General features: G+C 64.7%; 18 protein-coding genes. 5 read left to right on the top strand and 13 right to left on the bottom strand.

What is annotated here, in order from left to right:
- Positions 1-82: 82 nt before the first annotated feature.
- The 8 genes from purH to J1M81_RS21240 all read right to left on the bottom strand — a co-directional run bounded on the left by purH (position 83) and on the right by J1M81_RS21240 (position 8543).
- On the bottom strand, positions 83-1639 hold the full coding sequence (purH, locus tag J1M81_RS21275) for a bifunctional phosphoribosylaminoimidazolecarboxamide formyltransferase/IMP cyclohydrolase (RefSeq protein ID WP_032365922.1): 1557 nt from the start codon (positions 1637-1639) through the stop codon (positions 83-85).
- On the bottom strand, positions 1636-2250 hold the full coding sequence (gene purN, locus J1M81_RS21270) for a phosphoribosylglycinamide formyltransferase (protein ID WP_032365923.1): 615 nt from the start codon (positions 2248-2250) through the stop codon (positions 1636-1638). Before purN ends, purH begins: the two co-directional genes overlap by 4 nt.
- 79 nt (positions 2251-2329) lie before the next feature.
- The gene (locus J1M81_RS21265; protein ID WP_206498784.1) at positions 2330-3799 is read right to left on the bottom strand and encodes a DUF6350 family protein; all 1470 of its coding nucleotides are present in this window, start codon (positions 3797-3799) and stop codon (positions 2330-2332) included.
- A gap of 72 nt (positions 3800-3871) precedes the next feature.
- Entirely contained in the window at positions 3872-5089 is a 1218-nt protein-coding gene (locus J1M81_RS21260) for a DUF5336 domain-containing protein (protein WP_206498783.1), read from the bottom strand.
- Between the two features lie 93 nt (positions 5090-5182).
- Entirely contained in the window at positions 5183-6307 is a 1125-nt protein-coding gene (sfnG, locus tag J1M81_RS21255; protein ID WP_027496019.1) for a dimethylsulfone monooxygenase SfnG, read from the bottom strand.
- A gap of 107 nt (positions 6308-6414) precedes the next feature.
- Entirely contained in the window at positions 6415-7638 is a 1224-nt protein-coding gene (locus J1M81_RS21250) for an acyl-CoA dehydrogenase family protein (RefSeq protein ID WP_206498782.1), read from the bottom strand.
- A gap of 65 nt (positions 7639-7703) precedes the next feature.
- Positions 7704-8045: a DUF2200 domain-containing protein gene (locus J1M81_RS21245; protein WP_206498781.1), complete on the bottom strand. Its 342-nt coding sequence runs from the start codon at positions 8043-8045 to the stop codon at positions 7704-7706.
- A gap of 9 nt (positions 8046-8054) precedes the next feature.
- A complete protein-coding gene (locus J1M81_RS21240) occupies positions 8055-8543 on the bottom strand; it encodes a hypothetical protein (protein ID WP_094716661.1) in 489 nt (162 codons plus the stop codon).
- A 155-nt stretch (positions 8544-8698) separates the two neighbouring features.
- Between J1M81_RS21240 and J1M81_RS21235 the strand changes: the two genes are divergently transcribed.
- On the top strand, positions 8699-8872 hold the full coding sequence (locus tag J1M81_RS21235; RefSeq protein ID WP_155288490.1) for a hypothetical protein: 174 nt from the start codon (positions 8699-8701) through the stop codon (positions 8870-8872).
- A gap of 118 nt (positions 8873-8990) precedes the next feature.
- Here the strand turns inward: J1M81_RS21235 and sucD are convergent, their stop codons facing one another.
- The 3 genes from sucD to J1M81_RS21220 all read right to left on the bottom strand — a co-directional run bounded on the left by sucD (position 8991) and on the right by J1M81_RS21220 (position 13083).
- Entirely contained in the window at positions 8991-9902 is a 912-nt protein-coding gene (gene sucD, locus J1M81_RS21230; RefSeq protein WP_027496015.1) for a succinate--CoA ligase subunit alpha, read from the bottom strand.
- 8 nt (positions 9903-9910) lie between these two features.
- Entirely contained in the window at positions 9911-11074 is a 1164-nt protein-coding gene (gene sucC / locus J1M81_RS21225) for an ADP-forming succinate--CoA ligase subunit beta (protein ID WP_027496014.1), read from the bottom strand.
- 146 nt (positions 11075-11220) lie between these two features.
- Positions 11221-13083: a hypothetical protein gene (locus J1M81_RS21220; protein ID WP_206498780.1), complete on the bottom strand. Its 1863-nt coding sequence runs from the start codon at positions 13081-13083 to the stop codon at positions 11221-11223.
- Between the two features lie 232 nt (positions 13084-13315).
- Between J1M81_RS21220 and J1M81_RS21215 the strand changes: the two genes are divergently transcribed.
- On the top strand, positions 13316-14320 hold the full coding sequence (locus J1M81_RS21215; RefSeq protein ID WP_027496012.1) for a M23 family metallopeptidase: 1005 nt from the start codon (positions 13316-13318) through the stop codon (positions 14318-14320).
- Between the two features lie 73 nt (positions 14321-14393).
- Here J1M81_RS21215 and pcrA read toward each other — a convergent pair whose 3' ends face one another.
- Positions 14394-16883, bottom strand: a complete 2490-nt coding sequence (gene pcrA / locus J1M81_RS21210) for a DNA helicase PcrA (protein WP_032388643.1) — start codon at positions 16881-16883, stop codon at positions 14394-14396.
- Between the two features lie 328 nt (positions 16884-17211).
- Here pcrA and J1M81_RS21205 point away from each other — a divergent pair, with 328 nt between their 5' ends.
- A complete protein-coding gene (locus tag J1M81_RS21205) occupies positions 17212-17502 on the top strand; it encodes a chorismate mutase (RefSeq protein WP_027496010.1) in 291 nt (96 codons plus the stop codon).
- Between the two features lie 44 nt (positions 17503-17546).
- Here J1M81_RS21205 and J1M81_RS21200 read toward each other — a convergent pair whose 3' ends face one another.
- On the bottom strand, positions 17547-18998 hold the full coding sequence (locus tag J1M81_RS21200) for an NAD-dependent succinate-semialdehyde dehydrogenase (protein ID WP_032385838.1): 1452 nt from the start codon (positions 18996-18998) through the stop codon (positions 17547-17549).
- Positions 18999-19081: 83 nt separating this feature from the next.
- On the opposite strand from J1M81_RS21200, the gene pgi reads away from it, so the two are divergent.
- Positions 19082-20731 carry a glucose-6-phosphate isomerase gene (pgi, locus tag J1M81_RS21195; RefSeq protein WP_206498779.1) on the top strand — a complete coding sequence of 550 codons (1650 nt, stop codon included), beginning with the start codon at positions 19082-19084 and terminating at the stop codon, positions 20729-20731.
- Positions 20732-20885: 154 nt separating this feature from the next.
- The gene (locus tag J1M81_RS21190) at positions 20886-21854 is read left to right on the top strand and encodes a type IV toxin-antitoxin system AbiEi family antitoxin domain-containing protein (protein ID WP_206498778.1); all 969 of its coding nucleotides are present in this window, start codon (positions 20886-20888) and stop codon (positions 21852-21854) included.

Here is a 21854-nt window from a genome sequence, read left to right as displayed (position 1 = left end):
TTCATCCACAGATCGTCGAGATCGCAATTACGCGAGCGGAAATGGTGTAAAAGGCTGCACAACTGCGATCTCGACGGAGCAGCTAGTGGGCGAAGTGCCGCGAACCCGTCAGATACAGCGTCACGCCCGCGTCCTGGGCAGCAGCGATCACTTCGTTGTCGCGGACCGAACCACCGGGCTGCACAACGGCTTTGACGCCCGCCGTCATGAGGACCTGCAAGCCGTCGGGGAACGGGAAGAAGGCATCGGAGGATGCGACCGAACCGACGACGCGATCCCCGGCACGCTGGACTGCGAGGTGGGCGGCGTCGACGCGGTTGACCTGGCCCATTCCGACGCCGACCGACGCGCCGTCATGGGCGAGCAGAATTGCGTTGGATTTCACGGCTCGTCCTGCACGCCAGGCGAATTCGAGATCCTTGAGGGTCTGCTCATCGGCGGGTTCGCCGGCGGCCAGGGTCCAGTTGGCCGGATCGTCGCCGTCGGCGTCGATGACGTCTCTCTGCTGCAGCAGTGCCCCGCCGGAGATCGGCTTGAGTTCGACCCCCGACGTGGGCGGCGCTTCTGCGAGCAGAACTCGAATGTTCTTCTTGCGCTGCAGCACTCCCAGTGCACCGTCGGCGTAGGACGGCGCGATGATCACCTCGGTGAAGATCTCGGCGACCTGCTCGGCCATCTCGACGGTGACCTCACGGTTGGCCGCGATGACGCCGCCGTAGGCGCTCACCGGATCGCACGCATGCGCCTTTCGGTGCGCCTCGGCAATGTCGGTGCCGACGGCGATTCCGCACGGATTGGCGTGCTTGATGATCGCGACGGTGGGCTCCGAGTGATCGAACGCTGCCCGCCAGGCCGCATCCGAATCGGTGAAGTTGTTGTACGACATCTCTTTTCCGTGCAGCTGCTCGGCCTGAGCGATGCCGGCAGCAGCGGAGGAGTCGACGTACAGGGCAGCCTTCTGGTGCGGGTTCTCGCCGTACCGAAGTACTGCGGAGCGGTCCCATGTGCCACCGATCCACTCGGGAAACACAGTCTCGGTGTCGGGAGTCAGGACGCTCGACATCCACGACGCCACTGCGACGTCGTAGGCCGCGGTGTGCTGAAACGCTTGCGCGGCAAGAGATGTGCGCTCGGCGAGCGTGAATCCACCACCGGAGACAGCGGTGAGTACGTCGTCGTACCGGCTCGGGTCGACGACAACCGCGACCGACGGGTGATTCTTGGCCGCGGCGCGCACCATCGACGGGCCGCCGATATCGATCTGCTCGACGCATTCGTCGGGCGTCGCACCGCTGGCGACGGTCTCGGTGAACGGGTACAGGTTGACCACGACGAGCTCGAACGCCTCGATGCCCAGCTCGTCCAGCTGAGCCAGGTGCTCGGGCTTGCGGGTGTCGGCAAGGACCCCGGCATGGACGCGAGGATGCAGCGTCTTGACGCGACCCTCGAGGGTTTCGGGGAATCCGGTGAGGTCCTCGACCTTGGTGACCGGGATTCCGGCGTCGGCGATCTTGCTCGCCGTCGATCCGGTGGACACCAGAGCGACGCCCGCGGCATGCAAACCGGTCGCAAGTTCGATCAGTCCGGTCTTGTCGTAGACACTGACCAGTGCGCGGCGCACCGCTTTACGTTCACTCATCGGATTATCTGAGCCTTTCGTCCATCGGAGGTGACACCTTTGGCTGCGACCGCTGCGATCACGTCGACCAGCAACCGTCGTTCCACAGTCTTGATGCGTTCGTGCAATGCCGCTTCGTCGTCGCCGTCGAGAACGGGCACGGCTTCCTGAGCCAGGATCGGCCCGGTGTCGACACCGGAATCGACCAGATGCACCGTCGAACCGGTCAGTTTCACGCCGTGGTCCAGCGCGTCTCGAACGGCGTGCGCACCGGGGAACGACGGCAGCAGCGCGGGGTGCGTGTTGACGATTCGGCCGGCGAACGCGTCGAGAAATCGAGGACCGAGGATCTTCATGAACCCTGCGGTGACGATCAGATCGGGCTCGAACCCCAGTGCAGCGTCGGTGAGCGCCTCATCCCAGGCAGACCGATCGGCGAAGTCTCGCAAGCCGATACGAAAATGTGGGATCGCGGCATCGTCGGCATGACTAGCGGCCGCGCACTCTCGATCGACTCCGACGGCCACGATGCGTGCCGGGTAGTCCTCGGCAGTTGTCGCGGCGACGAGCGACTGCAGGAGCGAGCCGGTCCCCGACGCGAGGACGACGACCCGCGCGGGTGTCTCACGCAAGGCAGTCAGCGCACTACTCCTGAGGTATCGAGGGGATCGTTCGAGCCAGCAGAAAGCCTAGTCGCTCCGACCCGCGCCCCTACCGGGCAGGTCCGTCCTCCGCAGTGCTCGACGCGTCGTCCTGGGCCGGGGGCGGAGCGACGATCTCGGCCTCGAGCGGTTCCTCGGATTCGGCGTCTGCCGCGATCGGATCGTCTGCTTCCACTGTCACGACCGGCTTCTCGTCGACGACCTCGGCCTCGACGACGGTGTCCGCGACAGCCTCGTCCGGCTCCGACGCAGGCGCTCGAATGGCCAGGTCTACTGCGGGCACGGTCGCCGGCACGGGCTGCTCGGTACCGGATCGGTCGTGGGGTTCGTGGTCGGGTTCCGGGTCTGCTCGACGCCACACGACGATGGCCGCCGAAACGGATCCGACGACGCCGAGCCAGGCGAAGGTCAACAGTGCGAAGCTCCACACGGTGACTTCGACTGTTCCGAACGTGCCGAGGTTCCCGCCTGCGGCATAGCCGAACACCGCGGCGAGGGCTCCGGTGACGGCGGCTACCGCCCACACCGAGGAGACCGCGACCTGGACGTCCACGCTTCGGATCGCGCAGTCGCGTCCCAGAAGTAGCCCGGCTGCGATGGGAACGACGAGCATGACGATCCAGATCGTCTGCGCGGAGCCCTCGGGGAGGACGGCGAGGATCGGAAGCGGCGGGAGCGGCCCGCCCGTCGTCGAGAACAGGCTGACCGTTGCGTCTCCGAAGCTCGCCGAGGACCCCGTCGCGACGGCGAGGGCACCGAGGACGATGTTCGGCAGGTACAGCACCGACAGCACGGTCAGTCCCAGCATGCCGACGAGGGTGCGTCCGTTGTCGAGCAGCGAACCGGCGGTGTCCCAGGAGGCGAGCAGCGCAAACAGCACGATGGCGGCACCGCCTGCCGTCAGCACCGCAACGGACCGCACGAGCGGCGCAACGAGTGCGCGTACCCAATCTGGAAGATGTCGATCGATCACCAGGGCATCCCAGCGAGCGTGGATCAGGCCGGTGCCCGAGGCCGCTGCGTGCACTCCGGCCACCCACGAGAAGGCGACGAGTGCGTTGGGGCTCGACAGTCCGATGACCGTCGACGCATCCTTGGCGACGGCCAGAGCGATGGCCGTGAAAGCGAGGGGTCCGGCCATCGACGCGGCGAACACCCACCTGACCATGCGGCGGTCGGTGGTCTCGTCCACCGCGTGGTGAACCGTGCGTGCGACGGACCAGGCGACGACGAGGGTGGGAAGCATCGGGGCGACGCCCATCGACGTGCCACCGATACTCAGCGGCACCAGGTGCACCGCGAACCAGGAACCGGCGATGGCACCAAGGGTTCCGGTGAGATCGCTGTTGACCGAGACAAGGGTGATCAGGACCAGAGTCGTGGCGATGACCACCACCAGCCCGGAGGTTTTGAAGGCCACTGCAGCGAGCGTTCGTGACTGATCGGGCGTAGGCCCGGTGCTCACACGGGAACTGCGTGCGGCCGCGCGTCGAGTATCTCGGTTCAATAGATCGCTCATCACTACGAGATTCGCATCAACGACGCGGCACGCCGGTCAGGCGCGCCGCGAAGTCGAGTGTGACGTGCGAAATCAGTCGCGCTTGTTGTCGTCGTCGGCGGGAGTCGCACCGAACGACTGAGTCGGTGCGCCGTACGGCGTCGACTGTGAGCCCGACTCGGACTCGTCGGGTGTGCTCGACGGCTGACCGTAACCGGACGGCTGGCCACCGTACGGGTACTGGTTCGGCGGGTAGGCCTGCCCTGCGGGCGGACCGCTCGGACCGGTGTAGGGCGGCGGCGAATAGCCACCCTGCGGTCCGGTGTTCGGCGCAGGCTGATTGCCGTACGGCGACTGTGCGCCGGGACCGTAGGAATGCTGGCCGGAAGCCTGTCCACTCGGTGCTTGCCCAAAGTTCGACGAGCCTGTCGTGTTCGACGGGGCCTGACCGTAGGCCGGCGGGTTGCTGTAGTTCTGCGGTCCGGACGGTCCACCGAACGACGTCGTCGGCGCGTTGTAGGGATTCTGTTGGCCGTAACCGGACTGCTGACCCTGGTTCCCGAAGCCGGACTGCTTGGGTGCCGGGGCCTTGACGATGCCTGCATCGAGCAGCAGCGCAACCACAGCGGCCGCTGCCTGCACGAAGCCCAACACGAGTACCAGGATCGCGCCGATTCCGAGCGAACTGCTGGTGCTGGCGAACTCGTTGCCCTCGGCACTGGGCAGGCTGAACGATTGGAAGACCAGCACCAGGAATCCGGCGATGGCCAGTGCCGCGATCACGGCCTGGTTCCGGGCATCCTTCTGCAGCAGCGACGCACCTGCGATCAGACCGGCGGCGAGCAGAAACGCGATCGACGCCGCACTTCCGCCGGACTCGAAGAAGTTGGTGCTGAACGAGGTCTGGATGCCGCTGGGCAGTTGCTCGGACGACGACACTTCGGCGGTGACGAAATCGAGCAGGCCGAGCAGGAAGTTGACGATACCGAGACCGAGCACCACGAAGGTCAGGATCTTCGGCAGTTGCGCGAGCCCGGCACCGGACGACTTCGTCGAGTGCCCGGACGTGCCCGGCGCGGACCCGCTCGGAGCGGAGGTTCCTGGCACGGGCGGGCCGAACGGGTTGGATACCGACGGCTGGTGGAACGCCTGGTTCTGACCCGACTGGGGATAGGCACCCGACGACGGCTGATTCGGCTGATTGGGCGTGGACTGATTCGGCGTGGACGGGGGGCCGTAGGACGGTCCGCCTCCGCCGTAGCCACCAGAGTTGGAGCCCCCGTTGTCAGGGCTGCCGGGCGAGTAGGTCATCGCGTCTCCTCATCCTGATAGTGCCGTACCCAGGTCGGTCGGGTCCGAGATCTCACGCTACTGCACGGACCCGACCGCTCGAGGAACTCCAGGTCAGTGGGACGTGACCAACTCGTGGTCGTTCGATTCGGCCGCTTCGAGCTCCCGCACCAGCGGCAGCACCTTCGCTCCGAAGTATTCGATTTCCTCCTGAAAGTGCAGGAAGCCTCCGAGAACGAGGTCGACGCCGAGGCGTCGGTAGGCGACGATGCGTTCGGCAACCTGCTCCGGGGTGCCGATCAACTGCGTCTTGAACCCGTCGTTGTACTGAACGAGGTCCTCGAACGTCGAGTCGGCCCACATCCCCTTCTTGTCGGCCGTCGAATTGCCCGCCTGCTGCACCGCACCTCTGAAACCCTCGACGGCAGGCTTGTTGGCCTTGTCGATGATCTCTCGCAACGTATCTCGCGCTTCCTTCTCGCTGTCTCGCGCGATGATGAAGCCGTTGAGCCCGAACTTGACCTCACGCCGGTGATCGCGCGCGACTCGACGCAGGTTGTCGAGCTGCTCGGTGACGCCGTCGAAATCCTTGCCGTTGCTGAAGTACCAATCGGAGTACCGGCCGGCATTCTCCTGCGCGGCGGACGAGTTACCACCCTGGAAGAGTTCAGGATTGGGCCGTTCCGGGGTGTTGAGCGGCTTCGGCTTGAGCGTGAAATCGTGGATCCGATAGAAATCGCCCCGGAAATCCACGTCGTCCTCGGTCCAGATCTTGCGCAGCACCTGCAGGAATTCGGCACTGCGACGGTATCTTTCGTCGTGCTCGAGCCACGGCTCACCGAGGTGGGTGAATTCGTCCTTGAACCAGCCACTGACGACGTTGACCGCAAAACGGCCGTTCGAGAGGTGGTCAGCCGTCGCTCCCAGCTTGGCCAACACGGCAGGCTGCCAGAGCCCGGGATGCACGGCGGCAATGACTTTCAGACGTTCGGTGGCCAACAGCAACGCGAGCGAGAAGCTCGTCGACTCGTGCTGGAACTCGGCCCCGTAGCTCGCCTCGTAACGGACCTGACTGAGCGCGTACTCGAAGCCGTTGTTCTCGGCGGTCTGCGCCAGCTTCTTGTTGTACTCGTAGTCCCAACTGGTCCGTTGCTCGATGGTGCTGGTGACCAGGCCACCCGAGACATTGGGAACCCAGTACGCGAACTTGATTGCGTCGGCGATCTTTTCGGTGCTCATGTGTGCGTCATCCTTCATCGGATGAATGCGCCATCCACGCACTCAGATGGCGTGGATGGCACATTCATCCGGAAATCGGGGGTCGGATCGGGGCCGGAAATTTGGGACTACGAGTACCAGGTGGGCTCGGGCAGCTCTCCGGTGAGCACCCAGCGGCCGACTTCGCGTCGCTTGTAGGCAACCGGATCGTGCAGGGTGTGGGTACGGACGTTGCGCCAGAAGCGATCGAACCCATACTTGCTGGCCGTGGCGCGGGCACCGAGGGCCTCGAACACGGTCGAGGTGATCTCGAGCGAGACGTCGGTGGCGCGAGCCTTGACTGCGGCCACCCGCACCTCGTGGTCACCACGCTCCTCGGCGGTGACGTTCCACGCGTTGTCGTGAATCTTCTGTCCTTCCAACGCAACTGCGTCGGCCAGAGCTTCGACGGCCCACAGTTTGGCAGTCAGATCGCCGTAGATGTCGATGATGTACGGCTCGTCGACTGCTTTGTCCACCGTGCTGTGCAGCCACGCGCGAGTCTTGTCCTTGGTGTACGACGCGGCCTCCTCGAGAGCACCCCTCGCGATCCCGAGGTAGAAGTTGACGAACACCAACTGAATGGTCGGCACGTTGAGGGTGTTGTAGACGCGTGGCTGAAACACCTTGTCCACGAACCCCGCTGCACTTGCCCACTCGACGCGAACCTTGTCGATCGTGACGCTGCCACTTTCGGTCTGACGCTGGCCGATGTTGTCCCAGTCGTCGTGGAAGGACAGACCCTCGATGTTCGACGGCACGATAGCGAACACGTGATCGGTACTGCCCTCGAGCGCACCCTCGAGCACGGTCACGTCCGAGACACGACTGCCGGTGGAGAACGTCTTGGAACCGTCGAACACGATGGTGTCGCCCTCGTCGGTGACCGACACGTCGTTGTCGCGTGGATTGACGGCACCGCCGAAGAACCACTTGTTCTTCGTGGCATCGGCCTCGACGGCCTCGATCTGCTCGGGAGTACCGACCAGACGCGCGGCCCAGAACCAGAGAAGGTGGTAGCCCAGCAGCTGACCGATCGAGCCGTCGGCCTTCGAGACGGTGCGAATCACCTGGTAGGCCGTGGGCCAATCCTGGCCGCCGCCACCGTGCTCGACGGGACCGAGCAGCGTGACGAGCCCGGCGTCCTTGAGCAACTGAACCTCGGCGGACGGAAGCTCACGACCCTTGTCGCGAGCAACGGCGTCGACAGCGAGAAGCTGCGCTACCTCACCTGCGCGAGAAACCCATCCGGCGGCAGTGGTCGGAGCGTCGGGCCAGTTCTTGGCGAGTGCACGATTTTCGGTAGTTGTCATGACGCACAGTGAAGTCCCGCGTCGAAGCAATGACCACAGTTCGATTCAGCGTGATTCTAACGGGATCACCCACGCAGAATTCTCTCCATCTTCTTGCCCTTGGCCAGCTCGTCGATCAGCTTGTCCAGCAATCGGATTTTCTTCATCAGGGGATCTTCGACATTCTCGACGCGGATGCCGCAGACCACTCCGGTGATCAGTGTCGCGTTCGGGTTCAGGTTCGCCGCCGCGAAGAAGTCCTCGAATGTCGTCTCCGCCTCGAGGTGTTTTTTCAGTGTCGCTTGATCGAACCCGGTGAACCACCGGACGATCTCGTCGACCTCCGCTTCGGTGCGGCCCTTTCGCTCCACCTTGTTGATGTAGAGCCGATGGACCGTCACGAAGGCGGTGGTGAAGATGTTGTGCACGGAGCCAATCTAGTCCACCGACGCGCCCGCGAAGTAGGCCCGCACACGAGGCGTGAACAGCAGCACTGCGACCGCCAGCAGGATGACCACTTGAATCGCTTGCACCACGTGGGTCCACGGAAGATTCGGGGTGAAGATCAGGTAGGAGTAGGCAGCAACTCCGAAGATGCTCCAGCTCAACAAGAGCCGATGTTCGGATGGACTGCGCCTGGAGAGTCGCTGGACAAGATACGAGTAGCCGAAGATCAGGCTGACCACGGTGATCACCCGCAGCGAGTAGGCCCCGTAGACGATCGCTTTCGCCGAGGCCGGTAGGGAGCCGTCGTCCATGCCCTGTCGATGCATCTGGAAATCCGCCAGCGACTTCGCCAGCGCCACCGAGGCGAGTGCATACAGGCACGACACCACCATGGCCGCGATCATCAACCGGCCGACCGGTCGTACAGCGGGGTCCGCGTGCCACCCCTGTCGATACAGACGGTGCAGAAATTCCGACATCAGCCCTCCCCGAACGGTGTCGCTGAGATTGTTGCACAGTGTCGTTACTTTAGCTATTGACCCCCCTTTACCTTCATTGTGCATTTCAATTACTATGCAACACAACACTTTTCAGGAAGAATGGGCAGCGACATCGCCGAACGGGAGGGCAAGACATGACACGCAAGAGGTTCGAGTACTTCAAAGTCGCGCTGTTTCTGATGTCCGCAATCGTCCTGGCTTGGGCTGCAGGAACTTTCGAATCGCTCTACTACGCACTCGCGGCGGCGCTGTTCGGAGCGATGACAGTGTTCGTCCTGTGGCGAGTGGACAAGTTCGAGACCGAATAGCGCTGCCCATACGTCGTGCGCGTTTTGCGTACCTTCAGGTACGCAAAACGCGCACAAGGGATTGGGGCACGAAAAAGCCCGCCACCGAATCGGTGGCGGGCTCTTTCAGAAGCGAGTCCTACTTCACGGACAGCGATTCCAGGATTTCGCGCGCGAGGGCAGCGGTCTCGGACGGCGTCTTGCCGACCTTGACGCCTGCGGCCTCGAGTGCGTCCTTCTTCGCCTGTGCCGTTCCCAGCGAGCCGGAGACGATGGCGCCGGCGTGGCCCATGGTCTTGCCCTCGGGAGCGGTGAAGCCTGCGACGTAGCCGACGACCGGCTTGGTCACGTTGGCCTTGATGTAGTCGGCTGCACGCTCTTCGGCGTCGCCACCGATCTCGCCGATCATGACGATGATCTTGGTGTCGGGGTCCGCCTCGAACGCCTCGATGGCGTCGATGTGGGTGGTTCCGATGACGGGGTCGCCGCCGATGCCGATGGCCGTCGAGAATCCGAAGTCGCGGAGCTCGAACATCATCTGGTAGGTCAGGGTGCCACTCTTGGAGACCAGGCCGATGGGGCCGGTTCCCGAGATGTTGGCGGGCGTGATGCCGACCAATGCCTCACCGGGAGTGATGATTCCGGGGCAGTTCGGCCCGATGATGCGGGTCTTCTTGCCCTTCTCCACGTTGTAGGCCCACGCGTATGCGGAATCCTGCACGGGGATGCCCTCGGTGATGACGACGAGCAGCGGAATCTCCGCGTCGATCGCTTCGACGATGGCGTCCTTGGAGAATGCCGGCGGCACGAACGCGATGGACACGTCGGCTCCGGTCTTCTCCATGGCCTCGGAAACCGAAGCGAACACCGGCAATTCGATGTCGTTGCCCTGCGCGTCGACGTGCTTGACCGTGGTTCCGGCCTTACGTGCGTTGACGCCGCCGACGACCTGGGTGCCGGCCTTGAGCATCAGGGCGGTGTGCTTGGTGCCTTCGCCGCCGGTGATGCCCTGGACGATGACCTTGTTGTCCTTGTTCAGAAAGATAGACATTGTTTCCTCTACTTCGCTGCCAGCTCGGCGGCCTTGTCGGCGCCCTCGTCCATGGTTCCGGCGAGCGTCACCAGCGGGTGCGCGGCGTCGGCGAGAATCTTGCGGCCCTCTTCGACCTTGTTGCCGTCGAGACGGACGACCAGCGGCTTGTTGGCGTCGTCGCCCAGCTTCTTCAGCGCGCCGACGATGCCGTTGGCGACTGCGTCACACGCGGTGATGCCACCGAAGACGTTGACGAACACGCTCTTGACCTGCTCGTCACCGAGGATGACGTCGAGGCCTGCGGCCATGACCTCGGCCGAAGCGCCGCCGCCGATGTCGAGGAAGTTGGCCGGCTTGACGCCGCCGTGTGCCTCGCCTGCGTATGCCACCACGTCGAGGGTCGACATGACCAGTCCGGCACCGTTTCCGATGATGCCGACCTGTCCGTCGAGCTTGACGTAGTTGAGGTCGTTCTCCTTGGCCTTGGCCTCGAGGGGATCGGCTGCGTCCTTGTCCTCGAACTCGGCGTGGCCGGGCTGGCGGAAGTCTGCATTGGCGTCGAGCGTGACCTTGCCGTCGAGGGCGAGGATCTGATCGTCGGGGGTGCGAACCAGCGGGTTGACCTCGACCAGGAGAGCGTCTTCGTTGATGAAGACCTCCCACAGCTTCTGGATGGTCACCGCAGCGGCGTCGAGCACCTCGGCGGGCAGCTTGCCCTTCTCGGCGATCTCACGAGCGAACGCGAGGTCGACGCCCTTGACTGCGTCGACGGGGATACGTGCGAGTGCGTCGGGGTTCTCCTCCGCCGTCACCTCGATCTCGACTCCACCTTCGACCGAACACATCGCGAGGTAGGTGCGGTTGGTGCGATCGAGCAGGAAGGAGATGTAGTACTCCTCGGCGATGTCGGAGGCTTCTGCGACGAGAAGCTTCTTGACGACATGGCCCTTGATGTCGAGTCCGAGAATCGCTTCGGCGTTCTCGGTTGCTGCTGCGACGTCCTTGGAGTACTTGACGCCGCCGGCCTTGCCGCGGCCGCCGACCTTGACCTGCGCCTTGACCATTACTGGCTTGCCGATTTCTTCGGCAATCTGTGTTGCTCCGGCGACCGTGTCGGTGACACGACCGGCGGAGGTGGGTACGCCATGCTTGGCGAACAATTCCTTCGCCTGGTATTCGAAGAGATCCATCAGCTCACCGTCTCGTCTACGTTGACGCCCGCTCCAGGGGTGTGAGCGGGTCTGAGCATGGACTTTATCCAGGTGCCCCGACGGCGCATCGGGCGCATGGATGCTATGTGGTCTATCTCACCGCTGTGGCCGCAGTGAAACCGGCGTCACCGATCGGTGCGACGAGCCGAAAGTGCCGCCGCGACACCGAGAACGACGATTCCGGCGACCGATGGCACCACACCGGGTCCCATCTCCGGGTCGGCTGCGCGAGCGGACGTCAGTGGCCACGACGCGAGATGAACGACGCCCGCGACGGCCGCACCGACGAGCAGAACGCTGCCACGCGCGGGGCGGGCCCGGGCGGCAACGAGGGCGGCGACGACGACGCCGACAGCGAGCAGCAGCTGCCCCCAGGTGTCCCAACCCCACGGAAACTCGGTGATGGTCGCCGCGGTCAGATCGCTGCCTCGATACAGGGGCAGGGCCAATCCGACTGCCAGTAGAAGGGCCCCGACGAGCGCAGTTCCCAGCACCGGGAAGTAGGTGGCCGCATCCTCGGACGTGTCGACGTCGTCACGCTCGGCCGATCCGGCGAACAGGGCCAGCAGTCCGGTGACGGCCGCGAACACGACTCCCGCGATGATCAGCAGGGCACCCGTCCCGGTATCGACGCCCGCGAGGTCCTCGGCCAGCACCACCGACTGCAACACGGCCGCCGCGGCCGACACCGCGGCGAGCCAGAAGACGGACAAGAACGGACGAGCCGCCGCAGCGAACTCGGAGAACAGCAGCGGCACCGAGGCCAGAATCGAGACGAAGCCCGCTATGAGCACCACGCGGGTCGCCAGGATCGTGGGCGCAGTTCCCGCGGCGTCGGTCTCGAGAATCGGCAACAGCGACCCCACCACCAGCAGTACGCCGGCAAGTACGCCCGCACTGCCTGCTGCCGCATGCCACCTCGTGGTGCCGGGCCCGGCGACCCCGCGCGGACCCCGACCACCCTCGGCGACGGATCGCGCCGCCGCCAGAGCGCGGCGATCACGGCCGGAGGCAACAGGTGCGAGTACAGCGCCTCCGACGGTCAATCCGAGCCCGGCAACGGTGCCGAGGTATGCCCCGAGGCCGGCCTCGATCCGAGCACCGGTAGCCACTCCAGCGAGCAGACCGACACCCGCGAACGAGAGGACCCCGAGACCCGCGCCGACGGCGGCACCGGACGCGACCACCGGCGAGAGCGACGCCAACGCCGAGGCCGTGACCACGAGTGCGCCGATTCCGACCAGCGCGGACCCCACCGCCACGAACACCGGCGACTCCACCACCGCCGAGACGATCACCACCGGATCGGCCGACCGGTACAGCGAGGCGAACGCCGCTGCGGCGGCCACGACACCGAACGCTCCGAGCAGGATCGACAACAGCGGACCCACCCGGCCCGCTGTCGCTCGTCCCACGTGCTCCGAGTAGACCGAATGTCCGTACCCGTCACCGAGCGCTGCACGATGCACTGCCGACCACCCCGCCGCACCCGCCAGAACCGACGCAGCGTGACCGGCGAGCAGAACATGAGAGCCGAGGGTGGCGTCGAGCATCGCGGCGCTCAGGGGACGGAACAGCTCGAGCCGGTTCGCATCGATCGGATCGGACAGCACAGCGAGATCGAGGATCGCGATTCCGAGCGTCACCGCGCCGAAGCCTGAGAGCAGAGCGGCACCGAATTCGACGCGTCGCATCGCAGCACTGACGGCGGCGGCAACCGCCACCACGACCGGGAGCGAAACGGCCAGCACAGCGGCCGACGAGACTCCGCCGCCCACCGGCGAACCGTCGACGGCCTGGACGACGCCGATCAACGGAGCTGCAGCGGCACACAGTGCGGCGACGACAGCGAGCACGACGGCGACGACGATGCGCGACGTGGGCGAATGATCCTCCACGCCGCCGCGGGCGTCCTGCGGCGCGATACGTTGCGGTTCGGCTCGGTCGGAGCCGTGGGCGGACGAGTCGTCGAAGGTGGGGGTCGGCACCCGTAGGACGGTATCGGCTCGGTCGCGTCCCCAGCCGTCGGTCACGGTGCGTGCCGCATTCGTGTCCGAATACGGATGTGGCGTGTCACTACATAAACCCTGGTCACCCTGTGAGCCATCTCACATATTGCACTGGTTTCGGCTGTTAACTTGCGCGCGCCGCAACCATTTCGTTACCGTCTGCCGAGTCTTTCAGTAACGGCCAGGTCACAGATATCGGAGGTTGTAGGTCTTGCAGCAGCACCGCGCGTCCTTTACTTCCAGCCGATTCTCTCGCCCGACGGCGGACGACGCGACCACGGTGTACAGCTACGAGCCCACCACCGAGCCGAGTGCATACGAGGCCTATTCCTACCCCACGTACGAGTACGTCGAAGCCGATTTCGCCGGTGCAGTAGCAGCCGACGAGACACCGACCGTCGTCACGACCTACGCAACCACCGCAGACGCCGCACCCGTGGCTCGTCGCGGCGGAGCGCATCGCATCCCCGTTCCTCCGACCGCACTGAAGGGTCGCGCCGCCGTGCTGGCCGTGGCCGCCGGTGCCGTCGTTGCCGCAGGGCAAGCCGTCATCAACGACGATGCGCCCACTGCAGTCGCCACCTCCGAGTACGCACTCGCCGCGGGTGAAGCACCGGCCGCCGCAGCACTCGCAGCCACCACCGCACCGCAGGCCGACGAGCCGGTAGCCGACGCTTCGAGCGCAACTCCCTCGCAGGCACCGCAGATCCTCAGCGTCGCCGCACCGGTCGACCTCAGCCAGTTCAACGACCTGCTTGCCAAGGGCCAGCGTTTCAGCGAAGAGCGGGCCGCACGCGAGGCCGCGGCCCGTCGGCCGCTGTTCTCCCTCCCGGCTCAGGGCACGTACACCTCCAACTTCGGCACTCGATGGGGCGTCCTGCATGCCGGCGTCGACGTCGCCAATGCCATCGGAACCCCCATCTACGCCGTCGCCGACGGCAAGGTGATCGATTCCGGTCCCGCGTCGGGCTTCGGAATGTGGGTTCGCCTGCAGCACGCCGACGGCACGATCACGGTTTACGGCCACATCGACACCTCGACAGTCACTGTGGGCCAGAACGTCATGGCCGGCGACCAGATCGCAACCATGGGCAACCGCGGCTTCTCCACCGGCCCGCACCTGCACTTCGAGGTTCATCTCCCGGGTGAGGTCAAGATCGATCCCCTCCCCTGGCTCGCGTCCCGAGGAATCTCCCTCGGACCCGAAATGGACTGAGTCCTTCTCCATCGCTTCACAACAAAGCCGGACCCCGCTTTCGCAGGGCCCGGCTTTCGCGTTGTCGGGACTTCTACAGCTTGGTCATCGGGACGCCGCCGATGAGCATCATCTTGACGCGACCTGCCGAGCCGAAATCGATCAGCACCATAGCCTTGACTCCGGCACCCGTGGATTCGAGCACCGTACCCAGTCCATACTTGTCGTGGCTGACTCGATCACCCACAGCCAGAACCAGATTGGAGTTTCGGCCCTTCGCGGCACCGAAGCTCGGAGACGAACTCTGGCCACGACTCGACGACCCGCCGTAGCTACCGGAGCCGTAGTTGCCCGAGCCGTAACCGCCGCCCGAGCCGTAACTGTTCGATCCGTAGCTGCCGGATCTACCGCCGCCGATTGCGCGGCCGCCGCCGGTGCCCGGGTCTTCGCGACGCCAGTCGATCAGATGTTGGGGAACCTCTTGCAGGAAGCGTGATTCCGGGTTGGCGATGGGCTGACCCCACGCCGACCTCATGATCGCGCGCGTGAGATAGAGCCGTTGCCGCGCGCGAGTGATGCCCACGTACGCCAGCCGTCGTTCCTCGGACAGCTCGTTCGGATCACCGAGCGCACGCATGTGCGGGAACTGGCCGTCCTCCCACCCGGTGACGAAGACGACCGGAAATTCCAGCCCTTTGGCGGTGTGCAGCGTCATCAACGTCACGACGCCGGTGCCCGAGTCGGGGATCTGATCGGTATCGGCAACCAGAGAAACTCGTTCGAGGAAAGCGGCCAACGAACCGGGCTCGGCCAGACCGTCGACACCACCGTCGTCGTCGTTCCGATCGTCACCTGTTTCGAGCGCCTCTTCCGCCACTGCGGCCTGGTTACGCGCCTCGGACGTGAACTCCCGTGCGACGCTGACCAATTCGTTGAGGTTGTCCAGGCGAGCACCGTCCTGCGGGTCGCTACTGGCCTCGAGCTCGGCGCGGTAGCCGGTGCGGTCCAGTACTGCTTCGACCACGTCGCCGATATCGGCGATGTCGTTGCCGTCTCCGTCGGTGGCCGTCAGGACGGCACGCAACTCGTCGAGCAGTTCCATGAACTGAGCGATCAACTTCTGCTGCCGCGAGTTGAGCAACGCCACCTTGCCCGCGGCCGCGTCGTGCAGCGCTCGCGAGAAGCTGATGTCGCGTTGCTCGGCGTGCACGGCCACACACGCCTCGGCGCGGTCTCCGATGCCGCGGCGGGGGGTATTGAGGATGCGCCGCATACTGACGGTGTCGTCTTCGTTGGACAGCACGCGCAGGTACGCAACGAGATCACGGACCTCCTTGCGCTCGTAGAACCGGACGCCGCCGACGACTTTGTACGGCAGACCCAGACGAATGAAGATCTCTTCGAGCGCGCGCGAGGAGTTGTTGGTCCGGTAGAACACCGCCACCTCGTCGAAACGCACATCCCCGCTGTCGACGAGACGATCGATCTCCGACGCGACGAACGACGCCTCGTCGTGCTCGTTGTCGGCGACGTACCCGACGATCAGTTCGCCTTCACCGGTGTCGGTCCACAACTTCTTCTCGCGCCGTCCGATGTTGCGCGAGATGACGGCATTGGCCGCCGACAGAATGTTCTGCGTCGATCGGTAGTTCTGCTCGAGCAAAATGGTGCGAGCGTCGGGGTAGTCGCGCTCGAACTCCTCGATGTTGCGAATGGTCGCGCCGCGGAATGCGTAGATCGACTGATCGGCGTCACCCACCACGCAGAGTTCACCCGGCGCGACGGTGCCCTCGAGCGCGCCGTCTGCATCGGGCGTGCCGACGAGTTCGCGAACCAGCATGTACTGGGCGTGGTTGGTGTCCTGGTACTCGTCGACCAGTACGTGCCGGAACCGGCGTCGGTAGTACTGCGCCACCTGCGGGAAGGCCTGCAGAATTCCCACCGTTTCGCCGATGAGGTCGTCGAAGTCCATGGCGTTGGCCGCGCGCAGACGCTGCTGATAGATGCGGTAGACCTTCGCGACGAGTCGGGGCAGCTCAGCAGGGTCGCCGTCGGCGTCCTCGGCGGCCTTGTCCGGGCCGATCAGCTCGTTCTTGAGGTTGGAGATCGCCGTCGAGAGCAGACGAGCCGAGAACTTCTTGGTGTCGATCTGCAGGTCTTTGGAGATCATTGTCAGCAGCCGGCGTGAGTCGTCCGCGTCGTAGATCGAGAAGTTGGAGTTCAATCCCGGCAACAATGCCGCCTGGGCGCGCAGGATGCGCACGCAGCTGGAGTGGAACGTCGACACCCACATGGCGTTCGCCCGCGGCCCCACCAGACCTGCCACTCGCTCGCGCATCTCGGCGGCGGCCTTGTTGGTGAACGTGATCGCCAGGACCTGCCCCGGCGACACCCCCCGCTCCGCGAGCAGATACGCGATGCGACGCGTCAGCACCGCTGTCTTGCCCGAGCCTGCACCGGCCACGATGAGCAGCGGCGATCCCGTGTGCACGACGGCCTCGCGCTGCTGAGGATTGAGCCCCTCCAGCAGCGCGTCGGACGAGGTGTTCTTACGGGACTCGAGGCCCTGGAGGAATGTGTTCATCGTCTGGCCAGGCTACCGGCGCGTACCGACAAACCCACATCCCGTGGTCGTCGGCGTCATCTCCGACTTTTCAGGACGGTTACCCCGTGGCACACTGGATCGGTGATCGAAAAAGTCGTGCGTCATCGCTTGCGTCGGATCGGCCACTGCGCAGCCGGACGAGCGGGAGCCTGTCGACAGTCGTAACGCCCCAGCTTTCCCGGCGGGAATCTCGTCGATCTCGGTCCTTCGAGACGAAACCCAGCCGACAGCCGCTGCAGTTCCGAATACGAAAGGCGTAACGGTGCCGGACGACGCAACGATCCAAGATGTGACCCGAGGAGAGACGATGGCTATGACGACGAAGATCGATTCAGAGACTGCATTGCCTTCCAGCGAAGCCGAGATCAACGACCTGCGTCAGGAGATCGACCGTCTCGACGCCGAAATCCTCGCGGCAGTGCGGCGTCGCTCCGAGGTCTCGCAGATCATCGGACGCACCCGCATGGCGTCCGGCGGCCCGCGCCTCGTGCACAGCCGTGAGATGAAAGTTCTCGAGCGCTTCAGCAGCCTCGGTCAGGAAGGCCACACACTGGCCATGCTCCTGCTCCGCCTCGGCCGCGGTCGCCTCGGCCACTGACCGAACCCCGGTTGGGCGCGCAGGATGCACGCCCAACCGATGCTCTACTTCAGTGCGATGTACTTGGTCTCGAGGTATTCCTCGATTCCCTCGGATCCGCCCTCACGGCCGAATCCGGATTCTTTGACTCCACCGAACGGTGCTGCCGCGTCCGAGATCACTCCGCGGTTGACACCCACCATGCCGCTGTCGATCGCGTCGGCCACTCGTAGCGCGCGATCCAGGCTCTCGGTGTAGATGTACGACGCCAAGCCGTACTCGGTGGCGTTGGCTGCGTCGATTCCTTCCTGTTCGGTATCGAATCCGACGATCGGGGCCACCGGGCCGAACACTTCTTCCTTCAGAATGCGGGCCGACGTCGGCATGTCGGTGAGCACGGTCGCCGGGTAGAAGTAGCCGTCGCCACCCGGTGCGCTACCGCCGAGCGCTACCGTCGCACCCTTCTCCACTGCATCGTCGACGAGCTCCTGCACGGTCTCGAGCTGGTCTGCGTTGATCAGCGGTCCGAGCTTGGTGTCGGGGTCGACGCCGGGTCCGAGCTTCATCTCGGACATCTTCGCCACCAACTTGGTGGTGAATTCCTCACGCACGCTGTTGTGCACGTGCAGACGGTTCGCCGCCGTGCAGGCCTCGCCGCCGTTGCGCATCTTCGCCAGCATCGCGCCGTCCACCGCGTCGTCGATGTTCGCGTCGTCGAACACCACGAACGGGGCATTGCCACCGAGTTCCATCGACGTCCGCAGCAACCTCGTCGCGGACTTCTCGACGAGCGATTTGCCGACGCCGGTGGATCCGGTGAAGGTGAGTTTGCGGAGCCTCGGGTCTTCGAGCAGCGGCCCGGTGACGTCGCCGGACTTCGAGGTCGTCAGCACCGAGAGCACGCCCTCCGGTAGACCCACCTCGTCGAAGATCTGCGCGAGCAGCAGCATCGTCAGCGGGGTCTCTCGTGCCGGCTTGACCACGATTGTGCAGCCGGCGGCCAGGGCAGGGCCGATCTTCCTGGTGCCCATCGCCAACGGGAAATTCCACGGGGTGATCGCCAGTACCGGGCCGACCGGAGCCTTGGTCACGAGAATGCGGCCGTTGCCCGCCGGGGCCGGGGTGTAGCGACCACCGATGCGCACCGCTTCCTCGGCGAACCACCGGAAGAACTCCGCACCGTATTTCACCTCGGCCTTCGACTCCGCGAGGGCCTTGCCCATCTCCAGGGTCATCAGCAGCGCGATGTCGTCGGCACGTTCGGTGACCTTCTCGAACGCCGCTCGAAGAATTTCACTGCGTTCGCGGGCAGGTGTTGCCGCCCAGCTCTTCTGCGCCGCAGCAGCCGCGTCGAGGGCCTTCATCGCGTCGGCCGGGGATGCGTCCGCCACCTCCGTCAGGGGCTTGCCGGTCGCCGGATCGTTCACCGCGAACGTCTTACCGCCCTCGGCGTCGACGGCCTTGCCGCCGATCCACAGTTTTGCCGGAATCGATTCGATCAATGCACGTTGGTCCATACCGTCCATGATGCCTCCGCAGCGCCCGATGCAAACGACAAACGACGCGCGCATGACTCGGCACCGGATTACTGTTGGTTCGTATGAGCGTCGATATCACCGGCACGGATGCCTGGCAGAAACTGACCGATCACCACTCCGAGATTGCCGATACTCATCTCCGAACTCTGTTCGCCGATGACGCCGACCGAGGGCGCACCTTCACCCTCGCCGCCGCGGATCTTCACATCGACTACAGCAAGCATCGCGTCACCAGCGAGACTCTCGCCCTGCTGATCGAACTGGCCCGCACCGCCGACGTCGAAGGCAAGCGCGACGCCATGTTCGCAGGCGACCACATCAACACCTCCGAGGATCGCGCTGTTCTGCACACCGCGCTGCGTCTACCGGCCGACGCGTCGTTGACCGTCGACGGCCAGGACGTCGTCGCCGATGTACACGAAGTCCTCACGGCCATGGGCGAATTCACCGATCGCGTGCGTTCGGGCGAATGGGTCGGTGCCACCGGCGAGAAGATCTCCACCGTTGTCAACATCGGTATCGGTGGATCCGATCTGGGCCCGGTCATGGTCTACAACGCACTCCGTCACTACGCCGACGCGGGGATCTCGGCGAAATTCGTCTCCAACGTCGACCCCGCCGATCTCGTCGGCGCGCTCGCCGGACTCGACCCGGCGTCGACGCTGTTCATCATCGCCTCCAAGACCTTCTCCACCCTCGAGACGCTGACCAACGCCACCGCAGCCCGGCGCTGGCTCGTCGACGCACTCGGTGAGGACGCCGTCGCCAAGCATTTCGTCGCCGTGTCCACCAACGCCGAACGCGTCGCGGACTTCGGCATCGACACCGACAACATGTTCGGCTTTTGGGACTGGGTGGGCGGACGTTATTCCGTGGACTCGGCAATCGGGCTGTCGGTCATGGCCGTTGTCGGCAAAGAGGCATTCGCCGAATTCCTCGACGGTTTTCATCGGATCGACGAGCACTTCCGGTCGACACCGCTCGCCGAGAACGCACCAGTTCTGCTCGGCCTCATCGGCCTCTGGTACAGCAACTTCTTCGGCGCGGAAACCCGTGCAGTGCTGCCGTATTCGAATGATCTCTCCCGCTTCGCCGCGTACTTGCAGCAGTTGACGATGGAGTCGAACGGCAAGTCCGTCAAGGCCGACGGCTCCCCCGTCACCACCTCCACCGGCGAAATCTTCTGGGGCGAACCGGGCACCAACGGACAGCATGCCTTCTACCAATTGCTGCACCAGGGAACACGTTTGGTGCCTGCGGACTTCATCGGTTTCGCCGAGCCCACCGACGACCTGCCCACCCGTGACGGCACCGGCTCGATGCACGACCTGCTGATGAGCAACTTCTTCGCCCAGACCAAGGTGCTCGCCTTCGGCAAGACCGCCGAGGAAATCGCCGCCGAGGACACACCCGCAGATGTGGTGCCGCACAAGGTGATGCCGGGCAATCGACCGTCCACCTCGATCCTCGCCCCCAAACTCACCCCGTCCGTCGTCGGACAATTGATCGCCCTGTACGAACACCAGGTCTTCGTCGAAGGCGTCATCTGGGGCGTCGACTCCTACGACCAGTGGGGCGTCGAACTCGGTAAGACCCAGGCACTCGAACTGACACCGGTACTCACCGACGCCGAAGCCCCTGCCGTGCAATCGGATTCATCCACCGACGCCCTGGTGCGCTGGTACCGATCGCAGCGGGGTCGTTCGGTCTGAGGTTGGTCGGCCTGAGGTCGGTCGGGCCCGGCCGGGACGCAGATCAGCTCCCCAGTTTCGGATTTATGCCTCCGATCGGCGTCGGATATCCGAAACTGGGGAGCTTTTTCGCTGCATACGGATCCGAATCGACGGTCGGCGCGTCCAAGCATCCATGGACCTACCTCACACCGACCTGTTCACCAGAGCTGACGCACTTACTTTCGGGTTGACCGACGACGACCTGAAAAGGCTGCGCCGCGCCGGTGAATTGTCGGTGCTGCGACCGGGCTTCTATGTGCCCACCACGCTGATGCACGAGGCCAGCCCGACCGAACGTCATTTCCTGCTGACGCGGTCGTATCTGATGTCCGCACCGGCGGACGAAGTGCTCAGCCACGTCTCGGCGGCCATCGCCTGGGGCTTCGACGTCTGGAAGCTGCCGCTCGACAAGGTACACATGACACACGGTCTCGATTACGCGAGCAAGCGTCGCCCGCTCCGAATTCTCCACGGGACTACATTGGACCCCGCCGAACGCACAACCGTCAACGGCTACCCGGTCACCACCGCGGCTCGAACGGTCGTGGACATCGCTCGCACCAGCAGTGTGGATCGATCGGTATGCGTCGGCGACAGTGCACTGAGATCCGGCCACACGGACTCGGACGCGCTGGCCCACGCGGTCGAATCCGCACGATTCCGAACCGGCATCGCAGCCGCCCGCCGCGCGGTGTCTCTTATGAACGGGCGTAGTGAGAGCGTCGGCGAATCGCGCAGCCGAGTGCTGTTCGAAACCCTCCCGCTCCCCACACCTCTGCTCAACCAATGGGTGCACGACGGAGCCGGCCGCTTCGTGGGAAGAGTCGACTTCCTGTTCTGGGAGCTGGGTGTCATCGGCGAATTCGACGGCGAATCGAAGTACGACTCGAAACGCTTTCTGTTGGATGAGAAGTATCGCGAGGACCGACTTCGCGAACTGGGTTGGGTCATCGTGCGGTGGAACTGGCGTGAACTCGACGATCCCCGAGCACTGCTTCGCCGCTTCGAGCAGGCCTTCGCCCGCGCAGCTGCGCTACCGGCACCCAGCGGATGGTTCGGCGACCAGCGGATGGCGGCGGATCAGCTCCCCAGTTTTGGATAA

Origin of the sequence: Rhodococcus sp. KRD175, from assembly GCF_017168275.1 — a bacterium.
GTDB lineage: Bacteria > Actinomycetota > Actinomycetes > Mycobacteriales > Mycobacteriaceae > Rhodococcoides > Rhodococcoides fascians.
Note: the sequence above shows the minus strand (reverse complement) of the source record. Positions and strands in the feature narration are given on the sequence as shown.

Excerpts from the sequence above, each read along its gene's own strand:
- purH (WP_032365922.1), bottom strand. The coding sequence starts at position 1,639 with ATGAGTGAACGTAAAGCGGTGCGCCGCGCACTGGTCAGTGTCTACGAC.
- J1M81_RS21265 (WP_206498784.1), bottom strand. The coding sequence starts at position 3,799 with ATGAGCGATCTATTGAACCGAGATACTCGACGCGCGGCCGCACGCAGT.
- J1M81_RS21260 (WP_206498783.1), bottom strand. The coding sequence starts at position 5,089 with ATGACCTACTCGCCCGGCAGCCCTGACAACGGGGGCTCCAACTCTGGT.
- sfnG (WP_027496019.1), bottom strand. The coding sequence starts at position 6,307 with ATGAGCACCGAAAAGATCGCCGACGCAATCAAGTTCGCGTACTGGGTT.
- J1M81_RS21250 (WP_206498782.1), bottom strand. The coding sequence starts at position 7,638 with ATGACAACTACCGAAAATCGTGCACTCGCCAAGAACTGGCCCGACGCT.
- J1M81_RS21240 (WP_094716661.1), bottom strand. The coding sequence starts at position 8,543 with ATGTCGGAATTTCTGCACCGTCTGTATCGACAGGGGTGGCACGCGGAC.
- J1M81_RS21235 (WP_155288490.1), top strand. The coding sequence starts at position 8,699 with ATGACACGCAAGAGGTTCGAGTACTTCAAAGTCGCGCTGTTTCTGATG.
- sucD (WP_027496015.1), bottom strand. The coding sequence starts at position 9,902 with ATGTCTATCTTTCTGAACAAGGACAACAAGGTCATCGTCCAGGGCATC.
- sucC (WP_027496014.1), bottom strand. The coding sequence starts at position 11,074 with ATGGATCTCTTCGAATACCAGGCGAAGGAATTGTTCGCCAAGCATGGC.
- pcrA (WP_032388643.1), bottom strand. The coding sequence starts at position 16,883 with ATGAACACATTCCTCCAGGGCCTCGAGTCCCGTAAGAACACCTCGTCC.
- J1M81_RS21205 (WP_027496010.1), top strand. The coding sequence starts at position 17,212 with ATGGCTATGACGACGAAGATCGATTCAGAGACTGCATTGCCTTCCAGC.
- J1M81_RS21200 (WP_032385838.1), bottom strand. The coding sequence starts at position 18,998 with ATGGACCAACGTGCATTGATCGAATCGATTCCGGCAAAACTGTGGATC.
- pgi (WP_206498779.1), top strand. The coding sequence starts at position 19,082 with ATGAGCGTCGATATCACCGGCACGGATGCCTGGCAGAAACTGACCGAT.
- J1M81_RS21190 (WP_206498778.1), top strand. The coding sequence starts at position 20,886 with ATGGACCTACCTCACACCGACCTGTTCACCAGAGCTGACGCACTTACT.